This window comes from Mesorhizobium hawassense (assembly GCF_003289945.1).
Taxonomy (GTDB): domain Bacteria; phylum Pseudomonadota; class Alphaproteobacteria; order Rhizobiales; family Rhizobiaceae; genus Mesorhizobium; species Mesorhizobium hawassense.
Genome location: NZ_QMBP01000008.1, coordinates 58439 through 82253 on the forward strand (window position 1 = coordinate 58439; position 23815 = coordinate 82253).

Below are 23815 nucleotides of genomic sequence, written 5' to 3' on the forward strand. Positions count from 1 at the left end.
CGCCAACATGACTGATGAGAGTGGAAACCGCATGGCGAGACACCCTTTCAAATGACCGATGAGCCAAAATAGGGCGCACTTCTTATCACATGTCAATCACAAAATTGGAAAATGGAGGTTGCATTGCCAAAGATTATCGGGATAAATGAGGCATCGGCGGGAATGTCAGATATCACAAATAGGTCACATATGACGAAGAAGGACGAGCAAAGCACGACCGCGTCGGACCGTGTGTACAAGCTTGTCCGGCAGGATATCCTTGAGTGCCGCTGGAGGGCCGGTCAGCGCCTGAAGATCCGTGATGTCGCTGCCGAACTGGGCGTCAGCCCGATGCCGGTCCGCACGGCGTTCCGGCGCCTCGGCGAAGACGGCATTCTCATCATCGAGGAAAAGCGGTCGGCGCGCGTCCCCTTCGTTTCCCGGCAGAGCTTCAACGAATACCTTGAAATCTCGGTGAGCCTCGAATGCCTGGCCTTGGAGAGGGCCGCCGCGCGCATATCGAATGAAACGATCCAGGCGCTCCGAAGCGAAGCCGAGTGCATGCAGCGCGACATCGAGGCCGGCGACACCGTTGGGTACGCCCGTCGGTTCAACGGCCTTTTGATGAAAATCTATGTGCGAGGGGAATCTCAGGCGCTCATCGAGATGATCGAAAGCGTCTGGATCAAGACCGCGCCGCCGTCGCGGGAGGCCTTCGAGGAAAAGGGCATGGTCACGCGACTGAATGCGGCCCTGGTTGCGATCATTGACGCTTTGGAGGCGGCTGACGCGGCCAGCGCCAAGGAGATTCTGACCTCGGCCCTGCAGTATGCCTGCAAAGGCGTGAACCTGTTCCTTGAAATGGATCAGGACCAGAAACTGAAACCAAAAGTCAAAAAGAAAATCGAGGAACAATATGTCGAGTCCAACTAAAGCTCCGATCGCGCTGGTCACCGGCGCATCCCGCGGTATCGGGCGAGCGACGGCAGAAATGTTGCTTGGAGACGGCTACGATGTGCATGCCACCTACCTGAACGATTCTGCAGCCGCAGAGACCCTCGTTTCGTATGGCGAGAAGCTGGGGCGCAAAGTCACGCTTCACCATTTCGATGCGGGTGCGCGACAGAGTCAGGACGAGTTGATGCGACGCCTCAAGGGCGTCCAACTTCGGGGCATCGTCCACAATGCGGGAATCGTGAAGTTCGAGAAATTTACCGAATATGACATTTCGATCTGGGACCGTACCTTCGAAGTCAATCTGAATGCAGCGTTGCGGCTGACGCTTGGACTGCAGAAGCAGATCGTGTCAGGAGGATCGGTGGTTCTGGTCGCGTCCACCGACGCGTTCGTCGGCTCCTACGCAAGTATGGCTTACGCTGCCTCCAAAGCGGCGATGGTCAATCTGACCAAGAGCCTCGCATGCAATTTCGGCTCCCGAAACATCCGCGCCAACGCGGTCTCGCCGGGATGGATCCAAACCGACATGACGACTGGGGCGTCCTCGGGATCAGCGTCGGTTACACCGCTTGGGCGAGACGGAAAGCCGGAGGAAGTCGCTGGCGTGGTCGCCTTCCTTCTATCCGACCGGGCCAGTTTCGTCTCGGGCACGAGCATCACCGTCGATGGCGGCTATACCTCCTCTGACGCAATCATGTTGAACGAAGCCAGGGAACTGGGCTGAGTACGAGCGGGGATAGCCATGTTGAGCTGCAAGAACCTTTGGAAGATTTACGGAACGGCCAAGGCGCATAGTATCGATCCCGAGCTGTCCCCGGGCGAGAACATCTCCTCGGTGGAGCAGCGCGGCGGTTTCGTCGCCTTGGCCGACATCGATCTCTCCGTGGCGAAGGGCGAAATCCTGGTCATCATGGGACTTTCCGGATCCGGAAAGTCCACCCTGCTGAGATGCTTGACGCGTCTGGTGGAGCCGACGGCCGGCGAGTTGCGCTTCGAGGGTCAGGACCTGCGCGCCGTGCCTGACAAGAGCCTGCAACTGCTGCGCCGTTCCCATATGAGCATGGTGTTCCAGAATTTCGCGCTGCTTCCCCACCGCACGGTGGTCGGCAATGTGGAGCTGCCACTGGAGATCCAAGGCGTGCGCGCAACTGAGCGGAGGCAAAAGGCACTCGATATGATCGGTCTTGTCGGGCTGTCCGGCAAAGAGGATCACTACCCGCATGAGCTCTCCGGAGGCCAGCAGCAACGCGTCGGCATTGCCCGCAGTTTGTCCACCAATCCGAGCCTCTGGCTGCTGGACGAGCCGTTCTCGGCGCTAGACCCGCTCATTCGTGAAGAGATGCAGGACGAAATTCTCAGGTTACAGAAAACGCTGTCCAAGACGGCAGTGTTCGTGACCCACGACTTCAACGAGGCTGCACGCGTCGGCGACCGCATCGCTCTTTTGCGCAAGGGCCAGCTCGTCCAGACGGGCAGCGCGGCCGAACTGATCCTGAACCCCGCGGATTCCTATGTGAGAGCATTCACCGCGAGCGCGGAACGCAGCCGAATACTGACCGCGGACAATTTCATGCAGCGTGGAGAGCCGGACGCGTTCGACGTGCAGCTTGCGGCTGAGGCGACGCTCCGAAAAGTCGCGGAAGCATTCCAGGGCGGGGCCAGCGTGATCGCCTTCGGCAATTCCACGGGCAAGCCGGTAGGCTTCATGAGACGCCAGGATCTGGGCGACGCGCTCACGTCTGCCATGACGGCTTAGCTGGCCGGGCGTCGAAATCGAGGTACCATTTCGATCATGCAAACGACACTCACCGAGGCTGAAGTACGCTCGCTCCTGAGTAGCATCAAGGCACCGCAACTGGACCTGAAGCCGATCGCGGACCATGTGCTCGACCGTTACGGACTGTCAGGCGAATGGCGTCAGCTGGGAGGGGAAAGAGAACAGAATTATCGTCTCGCCACCGCGGCAGGCGAAAGGTTTGTCGTCAAGATCGCATCCCTCGAAGAGGATGAGGAAGGTCTCATCTTTCAGGCAAAAGCACTTGAACATATCGAGCAGGTAGATCCGGCTATCCAGGTCCCGCGGGTTCGCAGGACCCTTGAAGATGATCTGCTTTCCGGCATTGCGGACGGAGAGGGAGGAAAGCATGCTGTGCGGGTTCTCTCGTTCGTCGCAGGTGAAACTGTCATGGATCTGTTGAGCCGGCGAGGCTTCAATCTGTCCACCGACGACCTCCTAAGTCTGGGCGCGGCCCAAGGCCGCCTCGCACGCGCGCTTCAGGGCTTCAATCATCGCGGCGCCCTTCGCGCAATGCCTTGGGATCTGGGAAACGGCCTGGTCCTTGGTGACTGGCTGCGCGACCATATCCCCGATGAAATTCGCCAGGACGTCGACCGGGCGCTGGAACGCTTCGCCGGATCAACGCTGCCGGCGCTACCGGGCCTCCGATCCCAGGTCATCTACAATGATTTCCACGAGAGCAACGTCCTGGTCCGGGCCGAGCCTTCGCTCGAAGTTGTGGGTGTTATCGATTTTGGCGACATGGTCTATGGGACGGTCGCACAGGACCTGGCGGTCGCGGTGGCGTCTTTCATCCACTGGAGTCCGGAGCCGGTTGCGGCCGCGGCAGCCATCGTGCGCGGCTACCAAATGCATATGCCGCTGGAGGCCGCCGATCTTGCGGTGCTCAAGGATCTGGTGCTGGCCCGGCTGATCCTGCAAATCGGACTGGTCCGCTACCAGGCCGTCGTCAACGGCCGGAATGACCAGCAACTCGACGAATTGCAATCGCTCTATTCGGCCGCCGTATCCCGCCTCGCCCACATCGACAACGACGCGTTCGTCGCCTCGATGACACCGTCCGTGGTGCCCGCTCCGATCCCATCGCCCGTGGTGAAACAGAGTTCGAGCGATATCGGAGCCCTGATCTCACGCCGGCAATCCGTCTTGGGCGAGACCTATACGTTCTACAACGAGCCGCTAGAACTCGTGCGCGGTCGCGGCACAAAACTCTTCGACGCCTCCGGGACGGAGTACCTGGATTGTTACAACAACGTCGCCAATGTGGGGCATTGCCATCCCTATGTCGTTGAGGCGCTCGCCCGGCAGGCGGCCACGCTCAACACCAACTCCCGCTATCTTCATCGAGAGATCCTGCGGCTCGGAGAGCGGCTGACGGCAACCCTCCCAGAAGGCCTGGATACCTGGATCTTTGTCTGTACTGGCTCGGAAGCCAACGACCTGGCGGTTCGCATTGCGCGATCGGTTACCGGCAACGAAGGCGTGATCATCACGGAGAACAGTTACCATGGCAACACATCGGTGGTCGCGCCGCTCTCGCTGCTGGAATACGATATCAAGGACAAGCCGGGCTGGGTCGAAGCGGTGCCGCCTCCCAATGTCTACAGGGGAATCTATCGAGGTGCCGAGGCCGATTTGGGGGAACGATACTCCGGTCATGTGACCGAGGCGGCGTCGCGCCTCGAAGCAAGGGGACCGGGTGCGGCAGCGCTGCTGATCGACTCGATCTTTGACGGCAACGGGGCATTGGTCCCGCCGCCGGACTACATGGGCCTTGCCTTCGACAAAGCGAGCCGCGCAGGGGCGTTGTGCATCGCGGACGAAGTTCAGATGGGCTTCGGTCGGTCGGGCTCGCATATGTGGGGCTTCGAGGCCTTCGGTGTTCGTCCCGACATAGTCACCATGGGAAAGCCGATGGGCAACGGGCATCCTATCGCCGCGCTCGTGACGCGTCGCGACATCGCCCTGGAGTTCCAACGTCGCTCTGGCTACTTCAACACCTTCGGCGGCAACACCGTGTCCACGGTTGTCGCCAACGCCACCTTGGACGTGCTGCAGGGCGAGAACCTGCAAGGCAACGCCGAGCGTGTCGGCGCGCATCTCAAGGGATCCCTCGACGGCTTGATCGGCACGAACGAGCTGGTCGGGCACGTCCATGGACGCGGTCTTTTCCTTGGGGTCGAGCTTGTCGTCGACCGGACATCGCGCGCTCCCGCGAAACTCGCGGCCCGCTGGGTGCGTGAGCGGATGAAGAGCCTGGGCGTCCTCGTTGCCTCGACGGGCCCCTTGGGAAACATCATCAAGATAAGGCCGCCCTTGGCCTTCAGCACCGCCGACGCCGACCGTTGCCTGGAAGCCCTCAACACCGCGCTTTCAGAGGTGCCGCCGGATCTTCGGATCGCAAACAGCGCCTGAGCCAATCGGGAATCAGCAGATGAAAATTTACAAATGCGATGCTCACCTGGAGCATCAGTCTAAAATCGAACTCAACCCTGGCAGGTTCGTGCCGACGCTCGATGTGGCGAAGCGCACTGTCGTTGTTCTGGACGCCTTACGGCAGGCCGGCCACACTGATGTCCTGGACTGCGCACCCGCATCTAAGCAAGATCTGAGCACCATTCATTCCGAAGACTACCTGGAATTCCTCGCCAGGGCCTGGGATGAGTGGTCGAGATCGTTCGGAACCGAACTCGACGGCGTCGGCTTCGTCTGGCCGCACCGCAACCGGCCGCCTCGATGCCCAACCGCGATAGAAGGCAAGATCGCCTACTACATGTTCGATGGCGTGAGCACGATCACGCCGGCGATGTGGCCTGCCACCCTGGGCGCAGCCGGGGCTTCGCTTCGGGGCGCCAGGGACCTTCGCCTCTCGGGATCGGCGGGCCTGGTCCTGGCTCGTCCTCCGGGGCATCATGCCTGCCGTGACATGGGCGGAGGAACGAGCTACACCAACCACACCGCGCTGGCCGCACAGGAACTGACGCGAGATGGCGCTCGGGTCGCGATTCTCGATGTTGACGCTCACCACGGCAACGGTGCTCAAGACATCTTCTGGACCCGCTCCGATGTCCTGACGATCTCTCTCCACACCGATCCGGCGGTGGACTACCCCTATTTCTCTGGTTACGCCGACGAGATCGGTGCCGAGGCCGGAGAAGGCTTCAACGTGAACGTGCCGCTCCGACCCGGCACCGACTGGTCGGGCTATCGAGAAGGTTTGACGGCCGCGATCGAGAGGCTGCGAGACTATTCTCCAGACTACGTGGTGGTGGCGCTTGGCGTGGATACCTATGCCAAGGATCCGGCGGGGCGTCTGGCCCTGGATCTGGATGATTTCAGCCGGATTGGAGAAACCGTTGCATCCCTGGGCTGCCCGCACATGTTTGTGCTCGAAGGGGGGTACTGCCTTGAAGCTATCGGTCCCTGTGTCCTGAATGTTGTCGCGCCGGGGGGTTAGCTGCGCCTGTGCCTCACCGGATGTCGTGCCTGACCTGGCCTGCGGACTGCATATGCCCTCGAGAAGAGAGTTGCTGCTGGCGATGACAGGCGCGATTGGCTGCCTGTCGGCGTTTGACGGTCGATTTTGACAATACTTCTTACTTTGGCGAGAACATCGGAGGATTGAACCATGGAAAATCAAGACAGCGAACAGAGCTTCGAGGGCCGAATGATGCGCCTGGTTAAAAAGTGCCATCAGGAACAGAGGCTCATCATGAACCACGTCTGCATCCGGGTTGAAGACATCGACCAGACGGAAAAGTTGCTGGCTGAGTCTTTTGGTATCGGCAAAGAAGGTTTTACTCGCGTTGAAGGAAATTTATTCAAGGGAGAGGCTTTTGTCAGCGGCGCGTGGGTGAACGACAATTTCTACCTTGAACTAATGGAGCCGCTCGAAAAACAATGGCTAGGATACGACACCGGTTGTGGCGCCCCAATTGGGCATCTGAGTGAGGTCGGCTTCCTTACCCCGGATATGGATGCGGAATTGGAGCGGCTCTCAAAACTCGGTTGGCGGGTGACTGACACGCTTTCATCTGGATATTCCAGGGAAGTAAAGATGGACATGGAGCCTTCGATTGGCTTCCCAATAGAGCTTATGGAGATAAATATCCGTGATAAATAGTCTATTTTAACGCCGATTATAAAACATTCATTTCTCTATGAAGAAATAGCGAAAGGCGCGGGAATATACCATAATGGCTTACATTGAAGTTTTTCCCAAATCCACTGAAGCTCAGAAAAAACTGACCGACCACAGCACCTCTGTGATGGATATCCTTTATGCGGGGACGAAGGAGATTTTCAACGTTCCCGACCACGATATCATCGTCGAGTTGAACCAGTGCACAGCAATTGCATTTAACTCAAGCGCAGTGCAGGCCTCCGCGGTTCCAGATGTCGTGGTAAAGATTTCAACCAGCGATCACGATTTTCAACCAAAGTTTCAATCGCTATGCGATCACATCGTGAGCAATTGGAACGCACAGTTAGGAAATACACTCAAGTTGGAAATCTGGGTAAATGTAATTAGTACCTGGGGCTGCAACATAGATTTCGGTTAGAATGGAGCAACTCTCCGCGCGTTACGGTTGGGCGTCGATCGGGCTTTCATCCCACAGGGTGATCCGGCCGGCGGCAGCAGGAATGATCGCTGATCAAACGACCTATTGACGGACGTCGTCAAAGGCAGCCAGCGAGCTTCGCGCGCTGGCGAATGAGCGCCTCGACGATATCGATCGTCGGCGTCGCCTGACCAGTAAGACGGCCCAGTTCCTGGACGGCCGTCACCAGAGCGTCGATCTCCATCGGCCGGCCAAGTTCCAGATCCTGAAGCATCGATGTCTTGTGCGCGCCGACCGCGGCGGCGCCGGCGATACGTCGATCGACATCGATCCCGAAACTTGCTCCCAGCGCTTCCCCAATCGTCTGCGCTTCGACCATCATTGCGCGGATGATTACTCGCGTTCCTGGATCGGCGCAAATTTCGTCGAGCTTTCCACCGGTCAGAGCGGAGACCGGATTGAGCGAGAGATTGCCCCACAGCTTGACCCAGATCTCGTTGCGGATTTGCGGGCGGACCGGCGCCCTGAATCCCGCCGAGGAGAGGAGAGCGGCCAGATTGGCGGTCCGCTCGGTCTTCTCGCCTGAAGGCTCGCCTAGCGGCAGCCGATCGCCTTCGATGTGTCGAATGACGCCGGGAGACTCGATTTCGGCGGCCGGATGCACGACACAGCCGATCACGCGCTGAGGTCCGATCGCCTCCCACAGCACCCCATTCGGATCGACAGCCTCGATGCGGCGGCCCTCATGCACGCCGCCGTGCCTGTAGAAGTACCACCAGGGGACGCCGTTCTGCGCCGTAACCACCGCCGTTTCAGGCGCCAGAAGCGGCTTCAAGCTGGGGATGATGCCGGGAAGTGAATGAGCCTTGAGAGCCAGGAAGACATAATCCTGCGGGCCGAGATCCGCGGCTTGATCCGTCGCGCGCACGGTGACGGTGGTTTCGCCCTCTTCGGACTTCAGTGTCAAACCCTTGTCGCGCAAGACGGCAAGGTGGGCGCCCCTGGCGATGAGACTGACTTCGGCGTCGCCTTGCGCAGCGAGCCTGGCGCCGACGAGACCTCCGATCGCTCCGGCGCCGAACACGCAGATCCGCATCATCCGATCCTCCGTTGCCGTGTCGGACAGTCCACCAGCATCCGATCCATCTCTTGCGACAAGCTTCCAAGGGTTGGCCGCGACAGAGGCTGATACATGTGTTGGATCGGCGATCTAATAGCCAAGCGCGCACCCGTCCATGCGCGGATCCGAGCCTCCGATAAGCACTCCTTCGGACCAGTCGATCTTTATCATTTGTCCGCCGCCGAGCGGCTCGATTGGCTGGACGATCCGATGGCCGAGTTTTCTGAGCCCCTCGACCGTACCGATCGGGACGCCACGCTCGACCTGAGTTTCGCCCAGCGAATGGAAGACGCGGGGCTGATCGATCGCCTCCTGCGGATCGAGCCCGAAGTCGACGACGCCGGTCAACACGTGTGTATGTCCAAATGGCTGATAGTCACCACCCATGACCCCGTAGCAAAGGAATGGCCGACCGTCCTTCATGGCGAGCCCGGGCATGATCGTGTGGAGGGGGCGCTTGCCAGGCCCTATCGCGTTGGGATGAGTGGGATCGAGCGAAAAGCCCATGCCGCGATTTTGAAGGGTTATGCCATAGGTCGGCGCGACCCGGGTTGATCCGAAGCCCCAATAGACGGAATTGATGAAGCTGACGCAGTTGCGATCGCGGTCGACGACCGTCAGGTAAACCGTGTCCGATTTGCGCATCAGGGGCGGCGGCAGATGCTCTGCCACTCGATCGCGGCGGATCTCATTTCGCAGGCGTGCTGCGTAATCCTTGGACAGGATTTCATTCACAGGAAATGCGGCATGCCGCGTGTCGCAGACAAAAGCATCACGATCACGATAGGCCAGCCTGCCCGCTTCGATTTCAAGGTGGAGGCGCTCAGCGCTCATCGGCTCGAGCGCCGCGAGATCAAATCCCTCGAGGATGTTGAGCATGAGGAGCGCGGTGATGCCCTGGTTGTTGGGCGGAATCTGGCAGACTTCCATGCCTCGGTAATCCGTCCGGACCGGCTCGACATATTCGCCTGCGGCGATCTCGAAATCTTCAAGGGTGTGATGGCCGCCCAGGCTGCGCAGATAGCTCACGATATCCTGAGCCACTGGCCCCTTGTAGAATCCATCTCTGCCTTTGGCGGCGATCAGGCTGAGCGCGTCGGCCAGGCCTGGGTTGCGAAATACCTCCCCTGCCCGAGCGGCCCGGCCACGCGGAAGAAAAACGCGGGTCGCATTGGGGTCGCGCCGCAACCGCGGTTCCTCCAAAGCCCAATCTTCCGCCACCCGAGGATGAACTGGAAATCCATCCCTCGCAAAGGCAATTGCAGGAGCAAGAAGCTCGCCGATCTCCTTGCGTCCATGGTCGGCCACGAGCCGGGTCCACGCATCAATCGCGCCCGGGATAGTGACGGCATGCGGGCTTGAATCCTCAAGTTGGCCCTGGCCAACGGCGAGTTCGTCACTCGGAAGCCCGGACGGTGCTCGCCCGGAGCCATTATAGGCAACGATCTGATCGGTGCCATTCTTGGCCATGATGACAAAGCAGTCGCCGCCGATTCCGGTTTGCTGTGGCTCGACGACCGCAAGCACCGCGGCCGCGGCGACTGCCGCATCGATTGCAGCACCTCCACTTTGCAACACCTCAATGGCCACTCGCGCAGCATGGGGGTTGTGAGTGGCCGCCATGCCGTTCATGGCCATCGCCGGAGAGCGGCCAGGAAGTTGGAAGTCGCGCATGGTGTTCTCCTATCGGCAACGGTAGGAATGAAAAGGGGCAAGCCGCGAGCCGCGCCGTCATTCCAATTTGCTTGTCAGTTACAATTGAAAGATGTCCCGACGGGCTTGGGCTTCGCGTCCTGTGGGCCTCGAACTCGCTTTCCCGAAGCGAGGGAGCGCGGCTTCGCAATCACTCCTGGCGCGTGAGACTTTACTGGCCATGCCTAAGCCAGCCCAAGTTTTGCCGCGAGGCCAATGCGCTGCATCTTGCCCGTGGCGCCCTTCGGGATTTCGGGCACAAAGACCACACGTCTTGGCACCTTGAAGTCGGCAAGACGACCTGCCGCGAACTCGCGAATATCGCGCTCGCCGGCCTGGGCGCCCTCCCTCAGGACAATGACCGCGGCAACGTCCTCACCAAGCTTGTTATGCGGTATGGCGAAGGTCACCGCCTGGTGGACCGCCGGGTGGGCCATCAGGACTTCATCGACCTCGAGCGGGGCGATTTTTTCGCCACCACGATTGATGATCTCTTTGAGCCGACCGGTAAGGCGAAGAAAACCGTCATCGTCCATCACACCCTGATCGCCGGTGCGAAACCATCCGTTGGTGAACGCCTCGGAGTTGGCCTTCGGGTTGTTCTCGTAGCCACGCGTCACATTAGCCCCGCGTGTGACGATCTCTCCTACGTGTCCCAGAGGGAGCAACCTTCCATCCTCGGACATGATCGCCACCTCAGGACCCGCGGCGAGCCCGACACTTCCTGGCTTACGCTGGCCTGGCGGCAACTGATTGGATGTCATTTGATGGGCGTTCTCAGTCATCGAATATGCTTCGATTACCGGACACCCGAACACCCGTTCCATTTCGGCGAAGACGGGTGCCGGCAAAGAGGCCGAGCTCGAACGGATGAAGCGCAAAGGATTGGCAGCAATAATCTCCGCATTGCCGCTGCTGCGCGCCAGGATCGCTTGGTGCATCGTCGGCACGGCCGTATACCAGGTCGGCCTAGCCTCGTTCATCCAGCCGAAGAACTTCAGGGCGTTGAAGCCGGGCGTGCAGAAAACACTGCCGCCAGCAGACAGGCTGGCAAGCACCGCCGCAACCAGACCGTGAATATGGAAGAGTGGCATAATATTGAGGCAACGGTCTGAGGGCCCAAGGTTGAGCGTCCGTACGATGTTTGCCGCTGACGTCAGGAGGTTCGTGTGGCTGAGCGGCACTATTTTGGGCCTGGAGGTCGTCCCCGAAGTATGCAGGACCAGCGCGACATCCTCAGAATCCGCCGGTCCCGGCGTGGTGGCCGCCGACGACGTGCCCGACAGATCGAAGAGCCCCGCTGGACCGTCCTCTCGCGCATTCAGGTGGATTATCGGTATCCCGACACGCGCAGCCGCAGCAAGTGCGGGACTGTTGCTGCCGGCTGCGACGAGAAGCGCCTTCGCCTTGAGATCGTCCAGGTAAAAGAAGAACTCCTCCTCGCGATAGGCTGGATTGAGTGGAGCTGTCGTACAGGCGGTTGCGCAGGCGAGGAAGGCGGCAACCATCTCGGGGCCGTTATCAAGAACGATCGCGAGCTTGTCACCCCTCCCGACGCCAAGACTGTTGAGCGATAGGACCGTTCGGTCGACAAGAGCCAGCAGTTCTTCAAAGGCGACGTCCGGGCGAGCAGGAGCGGCAATTGCTTGGGCCCCCGAGGCAGCGGAACTCAGAATATCGCGGATCGTGTCCATGCCTGCCGCTCTCACTCTTTCCTGCTGATGACCCGAGACAAAAACGCCGCGGTTCTTTCATGAGCGGGCGCGGTGAAGAATTGCTCCGGAGGAGCGTCCTCAATTATACGGCCGCCGTGCATCATGATCACGCGGTTCGCCACCTCGCGCGCGAAGCCCATCTCGTGGCTCACCACAATCATGGTCATGCCCTCGCGGGCGAGTTCCTTCATGACGTCCAGGACTTCGCCAATCATCTCGGGATCGAGTGCACTGGTAGGCTCGTCGAACAGCATGAGCGCAGGACGCATGGCCAGAGCGCGGGCGATGGCGACACGCTGCTGCTGGCCACCCGACAGTTGCGTGGGATAGGTATCTTCTTTCTCGGCCAGGCCAACGCGGGCGAGCAGTGCGCGGCCGGTTCGGAGCGCTTCTTCACGCGGGATCTTGCGAACGTGAATGGGCGCTTCGATGATGTTTTCGAGAGCCGTCAGATGCGGAAACAGATTGAACAGTTGGAAGACCATTCCAATCTCGCAACGCTGGCGGGCAATGTTGCGCTCGCTGTCTTCCACAAGCTGACCGTTGCGTTCGCGGTAGCCAATCAAATGGCCGTTGACCTCGATGCGACCTTTCTGGATCCGCTCCAGATGATTGATGCAGCGTATGAACGTGGTCTTGCCCGAGCCCGATGCGCCAACGATGACGACCACTTCTCCCTTACGAACGGTAAGATCGATCCCCTTGAGGACCTGAAGGTCACCGAAGTGCTTTTCCACCCCGCGTGCGGTGACAATCACGGGCTCTGCCGCCGGATCATCGCTCATCGCGGTTCTCCAATCTGGCCAAAGCCGAAGAGGCGCCGATATCCTTTTTGTCCCAGTTTCCGAGACGCTGCCGTGGCAGGATCGCCAAACCGTGTCTCGAGACGCTGCTGGACGAAGCCCCAGAGCGTGGTGAGGGTCAGATAGTAGCAGGCGACTACCATATACAGTTCAAAAACACGAAAAGTCACAGAGGTTACCATCTGCGTTGCGAGCAGAAGTTCAGGAACGCCGATCACGCTCAACAGCGTTGTGTTTTTCAGCATGCTGTTGAACTCGTTACCCAGTGGCGGGACAACTACGCGCGCTGCCTGCGGCAGGATGATGCGCCGCATGTAGAGGCCATAAGTCATTCCGAGAGACTTTGATGCTTCAGTCTGGCCTATGGCGACGGAATTGATCCCCGCTCGAATGATCTCCGCCATGTAGGCCGCTTCGTTCAGCGTCAACGCAAGAATGCCTGCCTGCATATTGCCGGGAAGGACGGCGAAACCGAGATTGATATCCTCGAAACGGAAAATGTTCGCGGCAGCCAAACCGGTGTAAATGAAGACAATCTGCACCAATAATGGCGTGCCGCGAAAACCCCAAACGAAAATTCGTGCGGGCACTTGTAGAACGTGATGCTTCGAAATCCGGGCCAAGGCTATGAATAGCCCCAGGAGCGTTCCGAAGCCTTGGGAGATCACGCTGATGCTTAAGGTCAACCACAGACCGTGCAAATAGACCGAACTTGGCCGGAACAGGTATTCCCAAAAAACGCCCCATTCGAAATTCATGGTGACCGCCTACTCGATGGCGTCCCCTTCAAGTCCCCATTTCGTGAGCAACTTCTTGTAGGTGCCGTCGGCCTTCATCGATTCGAAGGCCTTCTGAACGGCATCGTGCATCTCGGTCTCGCCCTTGCGGGTGGCGATGCCGGTCTTGATCTTGGCGAAGGGCTCGCCGCCAATGTCGAAAATATGGCCGGCCTTCTGGAGGAAGAAAGCAGCTGTTTCGAGGGTAGTTCCGTATACATCGACCTGGCCAATTTGCAGCGCCTGGCGGGCATCGGAATCCTTGGGGAAGACCGTGACCGTTACCTCCGGTTTTCCAGCCTCCTTGAATTTCTTGTTCTGTTCGTCCAGCAGGCTTTGGATCGTCGTGCCATTGTCCACAGCCGCCTTGAGGCCTGAAAGATCCTCAAGCCCTTTGATGTTCTTCGGGTTTCCCTTCGGCACCAGGAACGACTGGCTCGAATACATGTAGTTTGTGAAGTCCACGACCTCGCGGCGCTGCGGCTTGTCGAAAAGCTGCGACAGAATGGCATCGCACTGCTTGGCCAGGAGAGCCGGAATGATCGCGCTGAATGCAGTTTCCTTCCACTCGACCTTCACCCCCATCCGCTTGCCGATCTCGGTGCCTATATCGACATCCAGACCACCTAGAACCTGATTTTCATCATAGAACCCGAGCGGGGGATTTCCGAATTCCGCGCAATACGTAATCTTGCCTGCCTTGGCGATATCCGCCGGCGGCGTCACTTCTGATGCATGAGCAACGCCAACCGCGAAGACGAGCGCGATGGCACAACCGGCAGTTTTGGAAACACGAGACATCTGACAACCTTCCCCTTCTTTATCGGCCCAACGATTTGGACCATTGTGTATTGGTCTATATCCCGATAGTGTTATGTTATGATTTTCGCTATCTATTCCCCAACGTATAGGCCCTGTCAACATAGTGGTCGCTTGCTGATAAAAATAAACCAATATAGAATGGTCTAAATGAAGAGATCCGACTACGCCCATCAGAAGCTTGACGAAATGCTGCGGGGAAATCGCTTCCAGCCGCAGGGTCGACTTCCGCCGGAACGAGATCTGGCGCGTCAGCTAGACGTCAGTCGTATGGGTCTGCGAGTGGCGCTTGATCGGCTGGAGGCGGAAGGACGAATTTGGCGTCATGTCGGCCAGGGCACCTTTGTTGGTACGCGCCCCGAAAAAGCGCCAGCACAGTTGTCGTTCGTTACCGCAAACACGAGCCCCGCCGAGGCGCTCGAGGCGCGACTGGCGATCGAACCTCAGATCGCCCGAATGGCAGCGCTGCGCGCGAGCGAACTTCAGATTTCCGATCTGATCGGACTTGTTCAGAAGGGAAGAGCTTCCGGAGATCCTGCCGCATGGGAGTCCTGGGACGGGCAGTTTCACCGGGCGCTGTGCCTAGTCACAGGCAATCGACTCCTGCTTTCAATTTTCGATAGCTTCAACGCGATAAGACGGCAAAGGACGTGGAGCCAGCTGCGGCAAGCTGTCCTCACGCCGGAGCGGCGGGAGCACTATGCGCAGCAACACAAGAAGATTGTGGATGCGATCAGCGGTCGCGACGCCGCCCAAGCGGAATTCGCTATGCGCGCGCATATAGAAGACGTAGCACGCAGCCTGCTCGATCCCCGCACGTAAAGCGAACATCGGCCAGGACGATGGACGGACAACGACGCGGAAGAGGACGACCAGATCGAACGCTGGACGCTACGCTTCCGGCGGTAAATGGCGCACTCGCCGCGATCCGAACGCGGGACCTTTGCCTTCGGTTGGGAGCGCCAACCTCAGCTCGGCGGCGCGCCAGCCGGCGAAAATCTTATACCGAAACGCAGCGACCAAGCTGCCCCATAGCCTCAGGCCGCGAGCCGGTCGCAGACTTTCCCGGTGATCTCGGCAGTCGATTGATTTCCCCTTGAGATCGGCGCTGAGCAACCCGCCTGCCAGACATGCTTCCGTCACGCGGCGGATGTGTTCGGCGGCGCGGAGCAGCCTTTCGTCGTCATATCCGCGCCCGAGCCAGTCGAGCATCGCCGCCGCCGACAGGATCGTGCCATAGGGATTGGCAATGCCCTTGCCGGCAATGTCCGGCGCGGACCCATGCGCGGCCTGGAAGAAGCCCTTCGTATCGCCGACCTCGGCCGAGGGCGCCATTCCCATTCCGCCGACCGTCGCCGCCGCGAGGTCGGAGAGGATGTCGCCGAACATGTTCTCACTGACGATGACATCGAAATGGCCGGGCTTCAGCACGAGATGCATGGCCATGGCATCGATCAGCGCATGTTCGGCGACGATGTCGGGGTATCCCGTCGCCACCTCGTCGAAGACGGATCGGAAGAAGGCGTAGCTGCGCAGCACGTTGGCCTTGTCGCAGCATGTCACCCTCCTGACGCCGTCGCGTGGCGCGCCGTTCGATTGGCGCGCCAACTCGAACGCCTTGCGCACGATGCGCTCGATGCCGTCGCGTGTCTGCACCAGCGTGTCGACGGCGACCTCGCCGCGCAGCAGCGCTCCTGCCCCGCGCGCTGCGTAAAGCCCCTCGCTGTTTTCGCGCAGGATGATGTAGTCGATGTCGCCGGCCTTGATGCCGTTCAACGGGCTTGCACGCCCTCGAACAGCCGGATCGGACGGATGTTGGCGTAGAGGTCGAGCTCGAAGCGCAGCTTCAGCGTGAAGTCGAGGCCGACTTCCGTGCCGTCCGGATAGACCACTCCAGGCAGGCCGCCGGCGCCATGCAGGATCGCATCCGCCGCCCGGCAGGCCTGGAAGGTCGGCTCGGCTGGAGCGTCGGTGGACAATTTCGTTTTTCTGACACGCTGTGCAGTTTGCCGGCGCGCAGGGTCCTATCCGAAGCCGATGCCTCGTTGCGTGGTTAGGTGTCCTGCCCGCGATAAGAGCCTCATTCTGCACATCCAGGCGACCGGGATCCGCCCGCCTCGGAAATCAGCGACGCATCGACACGAGGGCGCCGGCAGCCATCTGGCTTGCCACGACAAAAGAGACACGCTGGTGCCATCTGATGGGCCTCGGAGCCGCCACAAGTCAACAAGATCAAGCCGACGCGCGGAGATTCGCCATTACGAGCTTAGCCAATCCACGCAAGAAAAGACTCTAAGCTATTGATAGATAACCATAATAATGGTCCATACCAAGCTTCAAAGTCATTGATTTCGTTGGGTTTTTCGCAGGCCAAAATCAGAGAGCTTCTCGTATCGTTCCGTATGCCGATGATCAGGACATCAGCGCGGTAACTTCCGAAGATCGATCCCATTGTGAAAAATGCTGCGGGTCCTTATCGGCATCACCGGATGCTTCATCTGAAGGCACGCGGCTAACTTCTAGGGCTCGCAATGATAGACGGCGAAAAGCCAACGGCGGCACTCCGGTATTCGTCGTAAAAAATCGAGTGAAGTAAGCCGGGTCCTCGAATCCAAGAGTGAATGATATCTCTTTGACGCTCACGTTTGTATTCGACAAATACGACTTGGCCTTTTCCAAAATCCGCTCCTTTATGTTGCGGTGCACCGTCTTTCCAGTTGATTGGACCGAAATCTTGTTAAGATTAGATACAGACATATTCATTCGATCAGCATAGAATTGTACATTCTTTTGAATCTTGTGATGCATATCAATAAGATTGGACAGAACTTCTATTTTCGTTTTATCTGAAAAACTGGCTGCATCGCTCGTTTTAAGACCGAATTGGAGCGCGTTTCGCTCAGCAACCAGCCGAAGGAACTCGACGATGAACAAAAGTACGGCCGCCTCTCGCGCAAGAATGAATGGATAATTTTCCGATTTGTGCTCATATATTATGCGCTCTATTGCCGTAAGCACTTCTGGATTGCGCTCCGACTCAATATTCTCGATGATTGTAATGCACTTAGTTATATCCTTGGCAAGAGTTCCCCGCTGCGCGAGCCTGTCGAAATACACTTCGCTAACAGTTATTACATGCCCAAAGGTATTTGTCTCAATGTAGGAAGAGAACCCATGCTCAATATTGGGAGGTATCATAACAAGGCTGTGTTTTCCAATATCATACTCTCCATCCGTGGAGACAAGCTTCGAACGGCCTTCCGAAATATATACAAACTGATATAGGTCTAAATGCACATGAAGGTCTATGTTTGACTGCAGGTTGTTACTTCTAACTAGAATTGACTCTGCATTCGAAAAGATTGACTTGCCAAATTCCGAACTCTCACCATAAAGCGAGTAAGCTGGCGTAAGGTTTGAGCCCTTGGCAGGCCGCTTCGTTGTCCCTTGCATCACATGTCGCTCCTCAGCTCTCCACAACCAACGGCGCGGTCCTCAAGAATGTCCAACCGGTTGTTGGATATTACCATCAGCGCCTTGAGGCGCGAAAGTGATTTCGCGCCGGTCTTGGCGGATGGTCGATCAAGATGAATGCGATGCTCAGCGCGCCGATTTGCATGATGCTTTTTGTTTTTCTCGTCAGGTCAGCCGGCGCGCTTCAGGCTTGCGAGTTTGTCCAAAGCGTGTTCGATCATGGGCTGGATCCGCCCGGAGCATACCCGCCGCGGCTACTCAATTCACGTAGTGATATTGGGGCACTAACGATCCAAGTCTACAATCGCAATCCAACTTTCGCTCAGTCACGGCAACATCCTCGTGGCAACGAACCTGCGGCGGTAGCACGACACACCAGCGGCCGCCATGCCGCTCCAAATTATTGACCCGTGAAGTTTGGGGGCCGCTTTTCGGCGAACGCCTTCATCCCCTCTTTCGCGTCCGCCGTCATCGCAAGCCGGTTCACAGCATCTCGTTCGAAAGCTAGTCCGTTGTGGTCGTTCGCTCCCACAGCCGCATTGATGCAGGATTTGATGGCCTGGACAGCAAGCGGCGGGCGGGACGAGACCACGGAAGCTATAGCAACGGCGCGATCGACGGTTTCGGCGGGCGACACCACTTCGACGACCAGTCCAAGTCTCGCTGCCTGCTCGGCGCCGATCGCTTCGCCTGTGATCGTCAGATAAGCAGCCAGATTAGGCGACAGCTTCCGCGGAAGCCGTTGGGTGCCGCCGTCGCCAGGCATGCTGCCAAGCCTGACTTCAGGCTGCCCGAACTGCGCATTGTCGCCTGCTATGATGAAATCGGACAGAAGGGCAAGCTCGCATCCCGCTCCGAACGCGACGCCGTTGACGGCGGCAATGATCGGCTTCTTGAAGCGCTCGATCGCCGCCCACGCGGCCACTCGCGCCGGAGCATTTGCAACGTCCAGCGGCCCGAAAGACACCATCTCCTTGATGTCGGCCCCGGCAGCAAAAAAATCCTCGGTACCAGTCAGAACGACGCAGCGAATGGCATCATCATCCTGAAACCGTGACAATACCCTGCCTAATTCGACAATCATCGAGCTGTGAAGGGCGTTCTTCTTGTCCAGCCGGTTGAATCGGATCAGCGCCACAAAATCCGACGGGCGCTCGACAACAACATTGCCCGAAAAATCGTCACTCATCAAACAATCTCCAACAGTTTCTTCTATTTCTTCACATGCCCGTCGGAAGACCGGATGATGGCCATGGAGCAGATATACCCCCAGGTCATGTAGCTTCCAATGGTCGTACCGCCCTGACTTGGCGGTTTCGCCCCGGTGGGACTGGCCATGACGTTTCCGCAACAATAAAGTCCATCAATGACGCTGCCGTCGGCCCGCAGGGCCTGGCCAAGATGGTTGGTGCGGACGCCGCCTTTGGTGCCGAGAAGCGAAGGTTTGAAACGGTAGGCGACAAATGGCGGCCGCGCAATTTCCTGCATCAGCCCCAGACTCTTGGCCAACTCCTGCTCATAGAGGCTCTCGCCACGACCAAAGTCGGCATCCTTGCCGGACCGTGCAAAACCGTTGAACCGCGAAACCGTCTCCACAAGGTTCGCTGCAGGAAGGCCGGTACGCTCGGCAAGCTTTTCGAGAGATTGGGCTGTCACAAGCCACCCTGACTTGAAGAGGCGACAATAGCGTATCAATGGGGTGCGTTTCACCATTGGCCAATGGCTGATCACCCAAGCGGGCTGATAGCGGAGCTCGCCCGCTTCATCTCGCTCCATGATGCGGTCGTAGACCCAGTATTCGTATTCGCTGGCGAAGCGTCGGCCTGCCTTGTCGACGATAATGGCATCAGGCTCCGCATGGATGCGCAGAGGAAGCCCATGCAACTCTCCTTCGTAGCGGATCGGAGGCTGGATGACGACATTGCCCTGATCCATATGAGCGAAGGCGGCGCCCGCCGCCTTGGCCATCCTGTGCCCGTCTCCCTCGTTGCTGCTCGGACTGCTCAGAAAGTCCACTTCACTGGGATAGTATTCCGCCAGCATCTGAGCGTTCCACTCGAAGCCGCCGGTCGCCAGGACCACGCCAAGACGGGCGTAGTAGGTTTCAGAAGTACCGTCATGCTCGACCTCGACACCTCTGACTGCCCCACTGGCAGGATCCGTGACGAGCGAGAGGGCGCGCGTGGACAGATGAATCCGACATCCATGGTTCAGGCAGCCCTTCAGCAGCCCGACGATCAGGGCATTGCCTTGCGCGATGGAGTCGGTGAACCAGCGGTGAACCAGCGTCGGCATGCACCGCAGCATACCTCGAACAGGTTGGCGATCGATTCTTGCCGCTACCGTCTCGCCCACGGTAATGCGCTGAGGCAGGGTCGAGCGGCGGATACTTCTTCTGTATCGGCCGAGGATCTTCTTGCTGATCGGCTCGAGGGTCAGAACCCGACCCCACGCCTTGGCGCCAGGTTTATCCATGAACGGATCGGCGATATTGGCCACCTTGAAGCGTACTAGACTATGCCGGTCCACGAGATCGAGCATTGCGGGTCCAGCATGCACCATGCTCTCCCATAGCTTGTCTTCGGCTTCCGCCCAGCCTGCAGGAGCGGTCGCCCTGATATATTCGAGCGCTTCTTCGGGTGTATCCGACGCCCCTGCCGCTGCGGCTTGAGGGTTGGCAGGGACCCAGGTGAGGCCCCCCGACATCGCGCTGGTGCCGCCAATCTTCGTCGTCTTCTCGATGATCCTGACTGTCTTGCCCCCAACTGCAGCGGTCAGCGCTGCCGTGAGGGCCGCGGCCCCCGTCCCGACCACGATGACGTCGGTCACATCGCTGTCTGGCATATCCAACGTTGATGTTCTTTGCATATAGTCACCCAACGACAACTCCTTGGCTGAATCGAGTAAGCCACCCTGTCGAACAGGCCCCTCTACAGCGCAATTTACGGGCGGACGCTTCCCAGGAATTTTCGGAGCTTCTCAGCGTAGATTTGTGAACGCGTGAGAGGGAAGAAGTGCCCGCCATCCATGACTTCAAGCTGAGCGTTAGGTATCAGGCTTGCAATATCCCTGGATTGATAGAGCGGCGCCAACATATCGTCAGCAGCGCCGACCACAAGGCTCGGGATGGTGATTGAGCCCAATTCGCCCCGTCGGTCGAAGTTGTACGGTGCACGTTGACGCGCTTCGACGACCGCGCTTGGCATTTTGGCCGGCCGCTTCACGCGAGACTTGAGGTCATAATCGGCGTCCAACACATTGCCGCCAGGCATCGCCAAAAGTGCCGACAGTTTGCTGTAGGCTTCTGGGCCGGCGTCGTTCAGAACCTGGTTGCGAAGGTCCCCAACCAATTCCATGTACCAGTCGAAGGCGCAGAACGTGCCGCTGAAAACGACAGCGCTGAAACGGTTGGCATGATCCAGCACGAGACATTGTGCAACGACCCCGCCCATGGAATGGCCCACCAGCGAGACCTTGGCGAGCCCGGCGTCGTCGAGAATGTCGATGGCATCTGCCACGATCTCGGCGAGCGTATGATCGCCCGGCAGGTCCGAATTGCGGCCACACCCCCTTTGGTCGAAACTGATAACGGTGTGCGACGGCGACAGATCATGCCGCAGGCCGTTCCAGAACTCGGCATGTCCGCCAAGCCCGGTCATGAGCAGTACTGCGTGCGGACCATCGCCTTCGCGATTGTAAGCCAGCGTCATCTCGCAAACCCCGAACCTTCTAGATACCGTCGTACGACAGGAGATCCGAAATGACGCCGGTCAGATACGGGCCTGATTTACGATACGTTGTGCAATCAGTTCCGCAATCCTGTCTTCACCATAGCCCAGTTCACGCAAGACTTCGGTGGAGTGCTGGCCAAGAACGGGCGGAGGGTTGCGAGAAATCCTGGGATATGCCGACGACTTGATAGCGTTGCCTACGGTCTTCACGACGCCCGCAGTCGGGTGATCGAGTTCGATCATGATATCGTTATGGTGAACTTGCGGATGAGCAAGCGTCTCATCGAGCGCGAGAACCGGGCTGTTTAGAATATCGACCTTGTCGAGCCGCCGAGCACATTCTTCGGTGCTAAATTTCGCAAAGCCCTCGGCCATTCGCCGGCGATATTCCTTGCGATTGCTCATTTGCAAGGCGAGCGTGGCGAATTCGGGTTCGACCGTTATGTCGGCAATTTCGAGCGCACGGCAGATATCCGAGACCGGATTCGGCTTGAAAACCGCGATAACCGATATGAAGCCGTCCGCAGTGGCGAAAATGTCCATAGGGTCTTGAACGAGTGGATTGAAATCCTTCCCCGTTCGAAGCTTTTGAGTCACTTCCTGCTGCTGCATCACCATGTAGACGTCAAGGAGGTTTATTTCGATCTTCTGGCCTTCGCCTGTTCGGCCCCGGTGCAGGAGCGCGAGCAGCACAGCCTGGACCAGCAGCATTCCGGATGAGAAATCGGATGCCGATACCGGAAACAATTGTGGTTTGCCGTTAGAATCCTTGTTGCCATGGGCAATGCCGGAAATCGCCTGGGCGACGAAATCCATTCCGCCTTTGTCCGCGAGAGGCCCGTCGGCGCCAAACCCTGAACCGGCAACGTAGATGATATCCGGCTTGAGCGCCTTGATATCGTCGTATCCGAGCCCCATCCGTTCGACCACGCCCGGTCTGAAATTGTGGACGAAGACGTCAGACTTGATCGCGATTTCCTTCAGAAGGGCCCGGCCCTCATCCGACTTCACGTCGATCACGATGCTTTTCTTGTTCCGGTTCATCGCCAGGAAATTGGCGCTTTCCTGATCTGGACGGTCCCGAAACCGATCGATACCCCTGCTTAGGTCGCCGATGCCGGGCTTCTCGATCTTGATGATATCAGCGCCGAAGTCACCCAGAATCTGGGTGCCGCAGGGTCCGAACATGATCTGCGACAGATCGCAGACACGAATTCCTTCCAGGGGAAGAGTCACTTCGCGCTCCTTCAATTAAGGCGTTTCGCGGGGGCGGTTTCTTTTGGAGAAACTCCCGGAATAATGAACCCGTATTTTTCGACCAACAGCCGCTCCGTCATTGGATTTCGTTTCACCTCCGGACGCGGCTGCCCGGGCAACTTGCGGATACCCGTCTCCCGCAACGCGCCTTCCACACTGGGCGGCAGGAACACCCCGCAGTATTTGAGCGGCTTTTCGGTGTTATTTATGAAGTTGTGTATGAGTGGGGGCGGCAGCACTACAAGGTCGCCGGCGGCAATCTCATATTCCACCCCCTCCACGACTGCCAGACCGGATCCCTCCGTGACAATCACAATCTCCTCCGACAACACATGACCGTGCGGGCGGACGAAGGCACCGGGATCCAGAAGTTGGGACGCTACACAGAAATGTGTGACCGGCAGTATAGGGGGGGCCATCATTATGCTTACAACACCGAGGCTTGGAGCTGCCTGCCAATACTCGTCACCCTCTTCGTCGTGGACGATGACGAAGCGGCCACTAGCTGCGTGAGCGCTGTCTTCAGCCTGGAGCCGAATACCGACGATCTCGCGAAGCTTGGTCAGATCCATCTGGCGTTCCGATGTGTAGCCAAATAGATCAAACCGGGATTCGGGCCCAGGGGGCAAAGCGATCACCGACAATAGCAGCGGGTCCTCCCCGTCCTGCTCGACCTTGACCGGGAAACCATTGCCCCAGAACATCGTTGTGCCTTTAGAAACTAGATGCTGCCGACCTTCGGCATAAACGCGCCCTGCCCCACGGCTACAGATCACAACTCGTTCGCTGAACATATGGCTGTGGAAGTTGAGATATCCGTCTTTGAGCAGTTCCAGGCCTACCACAGAGAAATGAGTGTAGTCGGGGTCCAGCGGTCCCACCTTCACGCGCACGACACAGTTGACGCCGATACCCAAGTCGACTTCCACACCGTCGGTCGCCTTCACGACGATAGCTTGGCGCTTCCTCGCGTCGCTGGTTTCGACCTGTTTTGCAGTATTCATGACGGTCTAAGCACCCCTGTCAGTAGCTGATGACGCGCGCGTCGACTGCGGAGATGGATGCACCTGGCTCCCTACGCAGCCTCTCTAGGCAAACCATGCCAGGCACCGACAAGCAATTGCATTATCCA

20 protein-coding genes and 1 pseudogene are annotated in these 23815 nt (G+C 58.5%); 8 read left to right on the forward strand and 13 right to left on the reverse strand.

The genetic code is table 11. The annotated features are described in order from the left end of the window. Window positions 1-189 precede the first annotated feature (189 nt). From DPM33_RS17575 to DPM33_RS17605, 7 genes are all read left to right on the forward strand, one after another. Complete coding sequence (locus DPM33_RS17575) at window positions 190-912, forward strand: GntR family transcriptional regulator (RefSeq protein ID WP_167449115.1); 723 nt, start codon at window positions 190-192, stop codon at window positions 910-912. Continuing rightward, window positions 896-1660 carry an SDR family NAD(P)-dependent oxidoreductase gene (locus DPM33_RS17580; RefSeq protein ID WP_112098717.1) on the forward strand — a complete coding sequence of 255 codons (765 nt, stop codon included), beginning with the start codon at window positions 896-898 and terminating at the stop codon, window positions 1658-1660. The genes DPM33_RS17575 and DPM33_RS17580 overlap by 17 nt, the downstream gene beginning before the upstream one ends. 18 nt (window positions 1661-1678) lie before the next feature. Beyond that, window positions 1679-2692, forward strand: a complete 1014-nt coding sequence (locus tag DPM33_RS17585; protein WP_112098718.1) for an ATP-binding cassette domain-containing protein — start codon at window positions 1679-1681, stop codon at window positions 2690-2692. Window positions 2693-2728: 36 nt separating this feature from the next. After that, a complete protein-coding gene (locus DPM33_RS17590) occupies window positions 2729-5149 on the forward strand; it encodes an aminotransferase class III-fold pyridoxal phosphate-dependent enzyme (RefSeq protein ID WP_112098719.1) in 2421 nt (806 codons plus the stop codon). A gap of 19 nt (window positions 5150-5168) precedes the next feature. Then, entirely contained in the window at window positions 5169-6191 is a 1023-nt protein-coding gene (locus tag DPM33_RS17595; RefSeq protein WP_112098720.1) for a histone deacetylase family protein, read from the forward strand. Between the two features lie 171 nt (window positions 6192-6362). After that, window positions 6363-6857, forward strand: coding sequence for a VOC family protein (locus tag DPM33_RS17600; RefSeq protein WP_112098721.1), 495 nt, complete (start codon window positions 6363-6365; stop codon window positions 6855-6857). 73 nt (window positions 6858-6930) lie between these two features. After that, a complete protein-coding gene (locus tag DPM33_RS17605) occupies window positions 6931-7296 on the forward strand; it encodes a hypothetical protein (protein ID WP_112098722.1) in 366 nt (121 codons plus the stop codon). A 118-nt stretch (window positions 7297-7414) separates the two neighbouring features. Here the strand turns inward: DPM33_RS17605 and DPM33_RS17610 are convergent, their stop codons facing one another. The 6 genes from DPM33_RS17610 to DPM33_RS17635 form a co-directional block, all read right to left on the reverse strand. Next, the gene (locus DPM33_RS17610; RefSeq protein WP_112098921.1) at window positions 7415-8392 is read right to left on the reverse strand and encodes a 2-dehydropantoate 2-reductase; all 978 of its coding nucleotides are present in this window, start codon (window positions 8390-8392) and stop codon (window positions 7415-7417) included. A 114-nt stretch (window positions 8393-8506) separates the two neighbouring features. Then, complete coding sequence (gene ggt, locus DPM33_RS17615) at window positions 8507-10090, reverse strand: gamma-glutamyltransferase (RefSeq protein ID WP_112098723.1); 1584 nt, start codon at window positions 10088-10090, stop codon at window positions 8507-8509. Window positions 10091-10293: 203 nt separating this feature from the next. Further along, window positions 10294-11802, reverse strand: a complete 1509-nt coding sequence (locus DPM33_RS17620) for an acyl--CoA ligase (RefSeq protein ID WP_112098724.1) — start codon at window positions 11800-11802, stop codon at window positions 10294-10296. Between the two features lie 11 nt (window positions 11803-11813). Continuing rightward, window positions 11814-12608 carry an amino acid ABC transporter ATP-binding protein gene (locus DPM33_RS17625; protein WP_112098725.1) on the reverse strand — a complete coding sequence of 265 codons (795 nt, stop codon included), beginning with the start codon at window positions 12606-12608 and terminating at the stop codon, window positions 11814-11816. Beyond that, window positions 12605-13384, reverse strand: coding sequence for an amino acid ABC transporter permease (locus DPM33_RS17630; protein ID WP_112098726.1), 780 nt, complete (start codon window positions 13382-13384; stop codon window positions 12605-12607). The genes DPM33_RS17625 and DPM33_RS17630 overlap by 4 nt, the downstream gene beginning before the upstream one ends. Window positions 13385-13393: 9 nt before the next feature. Continuing rightward, complete coding sequence (locus DPM33_RS17635; protein WP_112098727.1) at window positions 13394-14203, reverse strand: ABC transporter substrate-binding protein; 810 nt, start codon at window positions 14201-14203, stop codon at window positions 13394-13396. A gap of 168 nt (window positions 14204-14371) precedes the next feature. On the opposite strand from DPM33_RS17635, the gene DPM33_RS17640 reads away from it, so the two are divergent. Continuing rightward, window positions 14372-15043 (forward strand): FadR/GntR family transcriptional regulator, encoded by a 672-nt coding sequence (locus tag DPM33_RS17640; protein WP_112098728.1) that lies wholly within the window; start codon window positions 14372-14374, stop codon window positions 15041-15043. A 69-nt stretch (window positions 15044-15112) separates the two neighbouring features. On the opposite strand, the pseudogene DPM33_RS17645 reads toward DPM33_RS17640, so the two are convergent. The 7 genes and pseudogenes from DPM33_RS17645 to DPM33_RS17680 form a co-directional block, all read right to left on the reverse strand. Beyond that, window positions 15113-16200: pseudogene (locus tag DPM33_RS17645) on the reverse strand (isocitrate/isopropylmalate dehydrogenase family protein). 433 nt (window positions 16201-16633) lie between these two features. Continuing rightward, window positions 16634-17674 carry a helix-turn-helix domain-containing protein gene (locus DPM33_RS36285; protein ID WP_167449116.1) on the reverse strand — a complete coding sequence of 347 codons (1041 nt, stop codon included), beginning with the start codon at window positions 17672-17674 and terminating at the stop codon, window positions 16634-16636. Between the two features lie 421 nt (window positions 17675-18095). After that, the gene (locus tag DPM33_RS17660) at window positions 18096-18884 is read right to left on the reverse strand and encodes an enoyl-CoA hydratase/isomerase family protein (RefSeq protein WP_112098730.1); all 789 of its coding nucleotides are present in this window, start codon (window positions 18882-18884) and stop codon (window positions 18096-18098) included. Between the two features lie 23 nt (window positions 18885-18907). After that, window positions 18908-20575, reverse strand: a complete 1668-nt coding sequence (locus DPM33_RS17665; protein WP_146770275.1) for an FAD-dependent oxidoreductase — start codon at window positions 20573-20575, stop codon at window positions 18908-18910. A 62-nt stretch (window positions 20576-20637) separates the two neighbouring features. After that, entirely contained in the window at window positions 20638-21405 is a 768-nt protein-coding gene (locus DPM33_RS17670) for an alpha/beta fold hydrolase (protein WP_112098732.1), read from the reverse strand. Window positions 21406-21465: 60 nt separating this feature from the next. Next, complete coding sequence (locus DPM33_RS17675; RefSeq protein ID WP_146770276.1) at window positions 21466-22662, reverse strand: CaiB/BaiF CoA transferase family protein; 1197 nt, start codon at window positions 22660-22662, stop codon at window positions 21466-21468. An 11-nt stretch (window positions 22663-22673) separates the two neighbouring features. Next, window positions 22674-23687, reverse strand: coding sequence for an AraC family ligand binding domain-containing protein (locus tag DPM33_RS17680; protein ID WP_112098734.1), 1014 nt, complete (start codon window positions 23685-23687; stop codon window positions 22674-22676). Window positions 23688-23815 lie beyond the last annotated feature (128 nt).

Excerpts from the sequence above, each read along its gene's own strand:
- DPM33_RS17635 (WP_112098727.1), bottom strand. The coding sequence starts at position 14,203 with ATGTCTCGTGTTTCCAAAACTGCCGGTTGTGCCATCGCGCTCGTCTTC.
- DPM33_RS17605 (WP_112098722.1), top strand. The coding sequence starts at position 6,931 with ATGGCTTACATTGAAGTTTTTCCCAAATCCACTGAAGCTCAGAAAAAA.
- DPM33_RS17610 (WP_112098921.1), bottom strand. The coding sequence starts at position 8,392 with ATGCGGATCTGCGTGTTCGGCGCCGGAGCGATCGGAGGTCTCGTCGGC.
- DPM33_RS17575 (WP_167449115.1), top strand. The coding sequence starts at position 190 with ATGACGAAGAAGGACGAGCAAAGCACGACCGCGTCGGACCGTGTGTAC.
- ggt (WP_112098723.1), bottom strand. The coding sequence starts at position 10,090 with ATGCGCGACTTCCAACTTCCTGGCCGCTCTCCGGCGATGGCCATGAAC.
- DPM33_RS17600 (WP_112098721.1), top strand. The coding sequence starts at position 6,363 with ATGGAAAATCAAGACAGCGAACAGAGCTTCGAGGGCCGAATGATGCGC.
- DPM33_RS36285 (WP_167449116.1), bottom strand. The coding sequence starts at position 17,674 with ATGCAAGGGACAACGAAGCGGCCTGCCAAGGGCTCAAACCTTACGCCA.
- DPM33_RS17640 (WP_112098728.1), top strand. The coding sequence starts at position 14,372 with ATGAAGAGATCCGACTACGCCCATCAGAAGCTTGACGAAATGCTGCGG.
- DPM33_RS17585 (WP_112098718.1), top strand. The coding sequence starts at position 1,679 with ATGTTGAGCTGCAAGAACCTTTGGAAGATTTACGGAACGGCCAAGGCG.
- DPM33_RS17680 (WP_112098734.1), bottom strand. The coding sequence starts at position 23,687 with ATGAATACTGCAAAACAGGTCGAAACCAGCGACGCGAGGAAGCGCCAA.
- DPM33_RS17595 (WP_112098720.1), top strand. The coding sequence starts at position 5,169 with ATGAAAATTTACAAATGCGATGCTCACCTGGAGCATCAGTCTAAAATC.
- DPM33_RS17625 (WP_112098725.1), bottom strand. The coding sequence starts at position 12,608 with ATGAGCGATGATCCGGCGGCAGAGCCCGTGATTGTCACCGCACGCGGG.
- DPM33_RS17630 (WP_112098726.1), bottom strand. The coding sequence starts at position 13,384 with ATGAATTTCGAATGGGGCGTTTTTTGGGAATACCTGTTCCGGCCAAGT.
- DPM33_RS17580 (WP_112098717.1), top strand. The coding sequence starts at position 896 with ATGTCGAGTCCAACTAAAGCTCCGATCGCGCTGGTCACCGGCGCATCC.
- DPM33_RS17660 (WP_112098730.1), bottom strand. The coding sequence starts at position 18,884 with ATGAGTGACGATTTTTCGGGCAATGTTGTTGTCGAGCGCCCGTCGGAT.
- DPM33_RS17590 (WP_112098719.1), top strand. The coding sequence starts at position 2,729 with ATGCAAACGACACTCACCGAGGCTGAAGTACGCTCGCTCCTGAGTAGC.
- DPM33_RS17620 (WP_112098724.1), bottom strand. The coding sequence starts at position 11,802 with ATGGACACGATCCGCGATATTCTGAGTTCCGCTGCCTCGGGGGCCCAA.
- DPM33_RS17670 (WP_112098732.1), bottom strand. The coding sequence starts at position 21,405 with ATGACGCTGGCTTACAATCGCGAAGGCGATGGTCCGCACGCAGTACTG.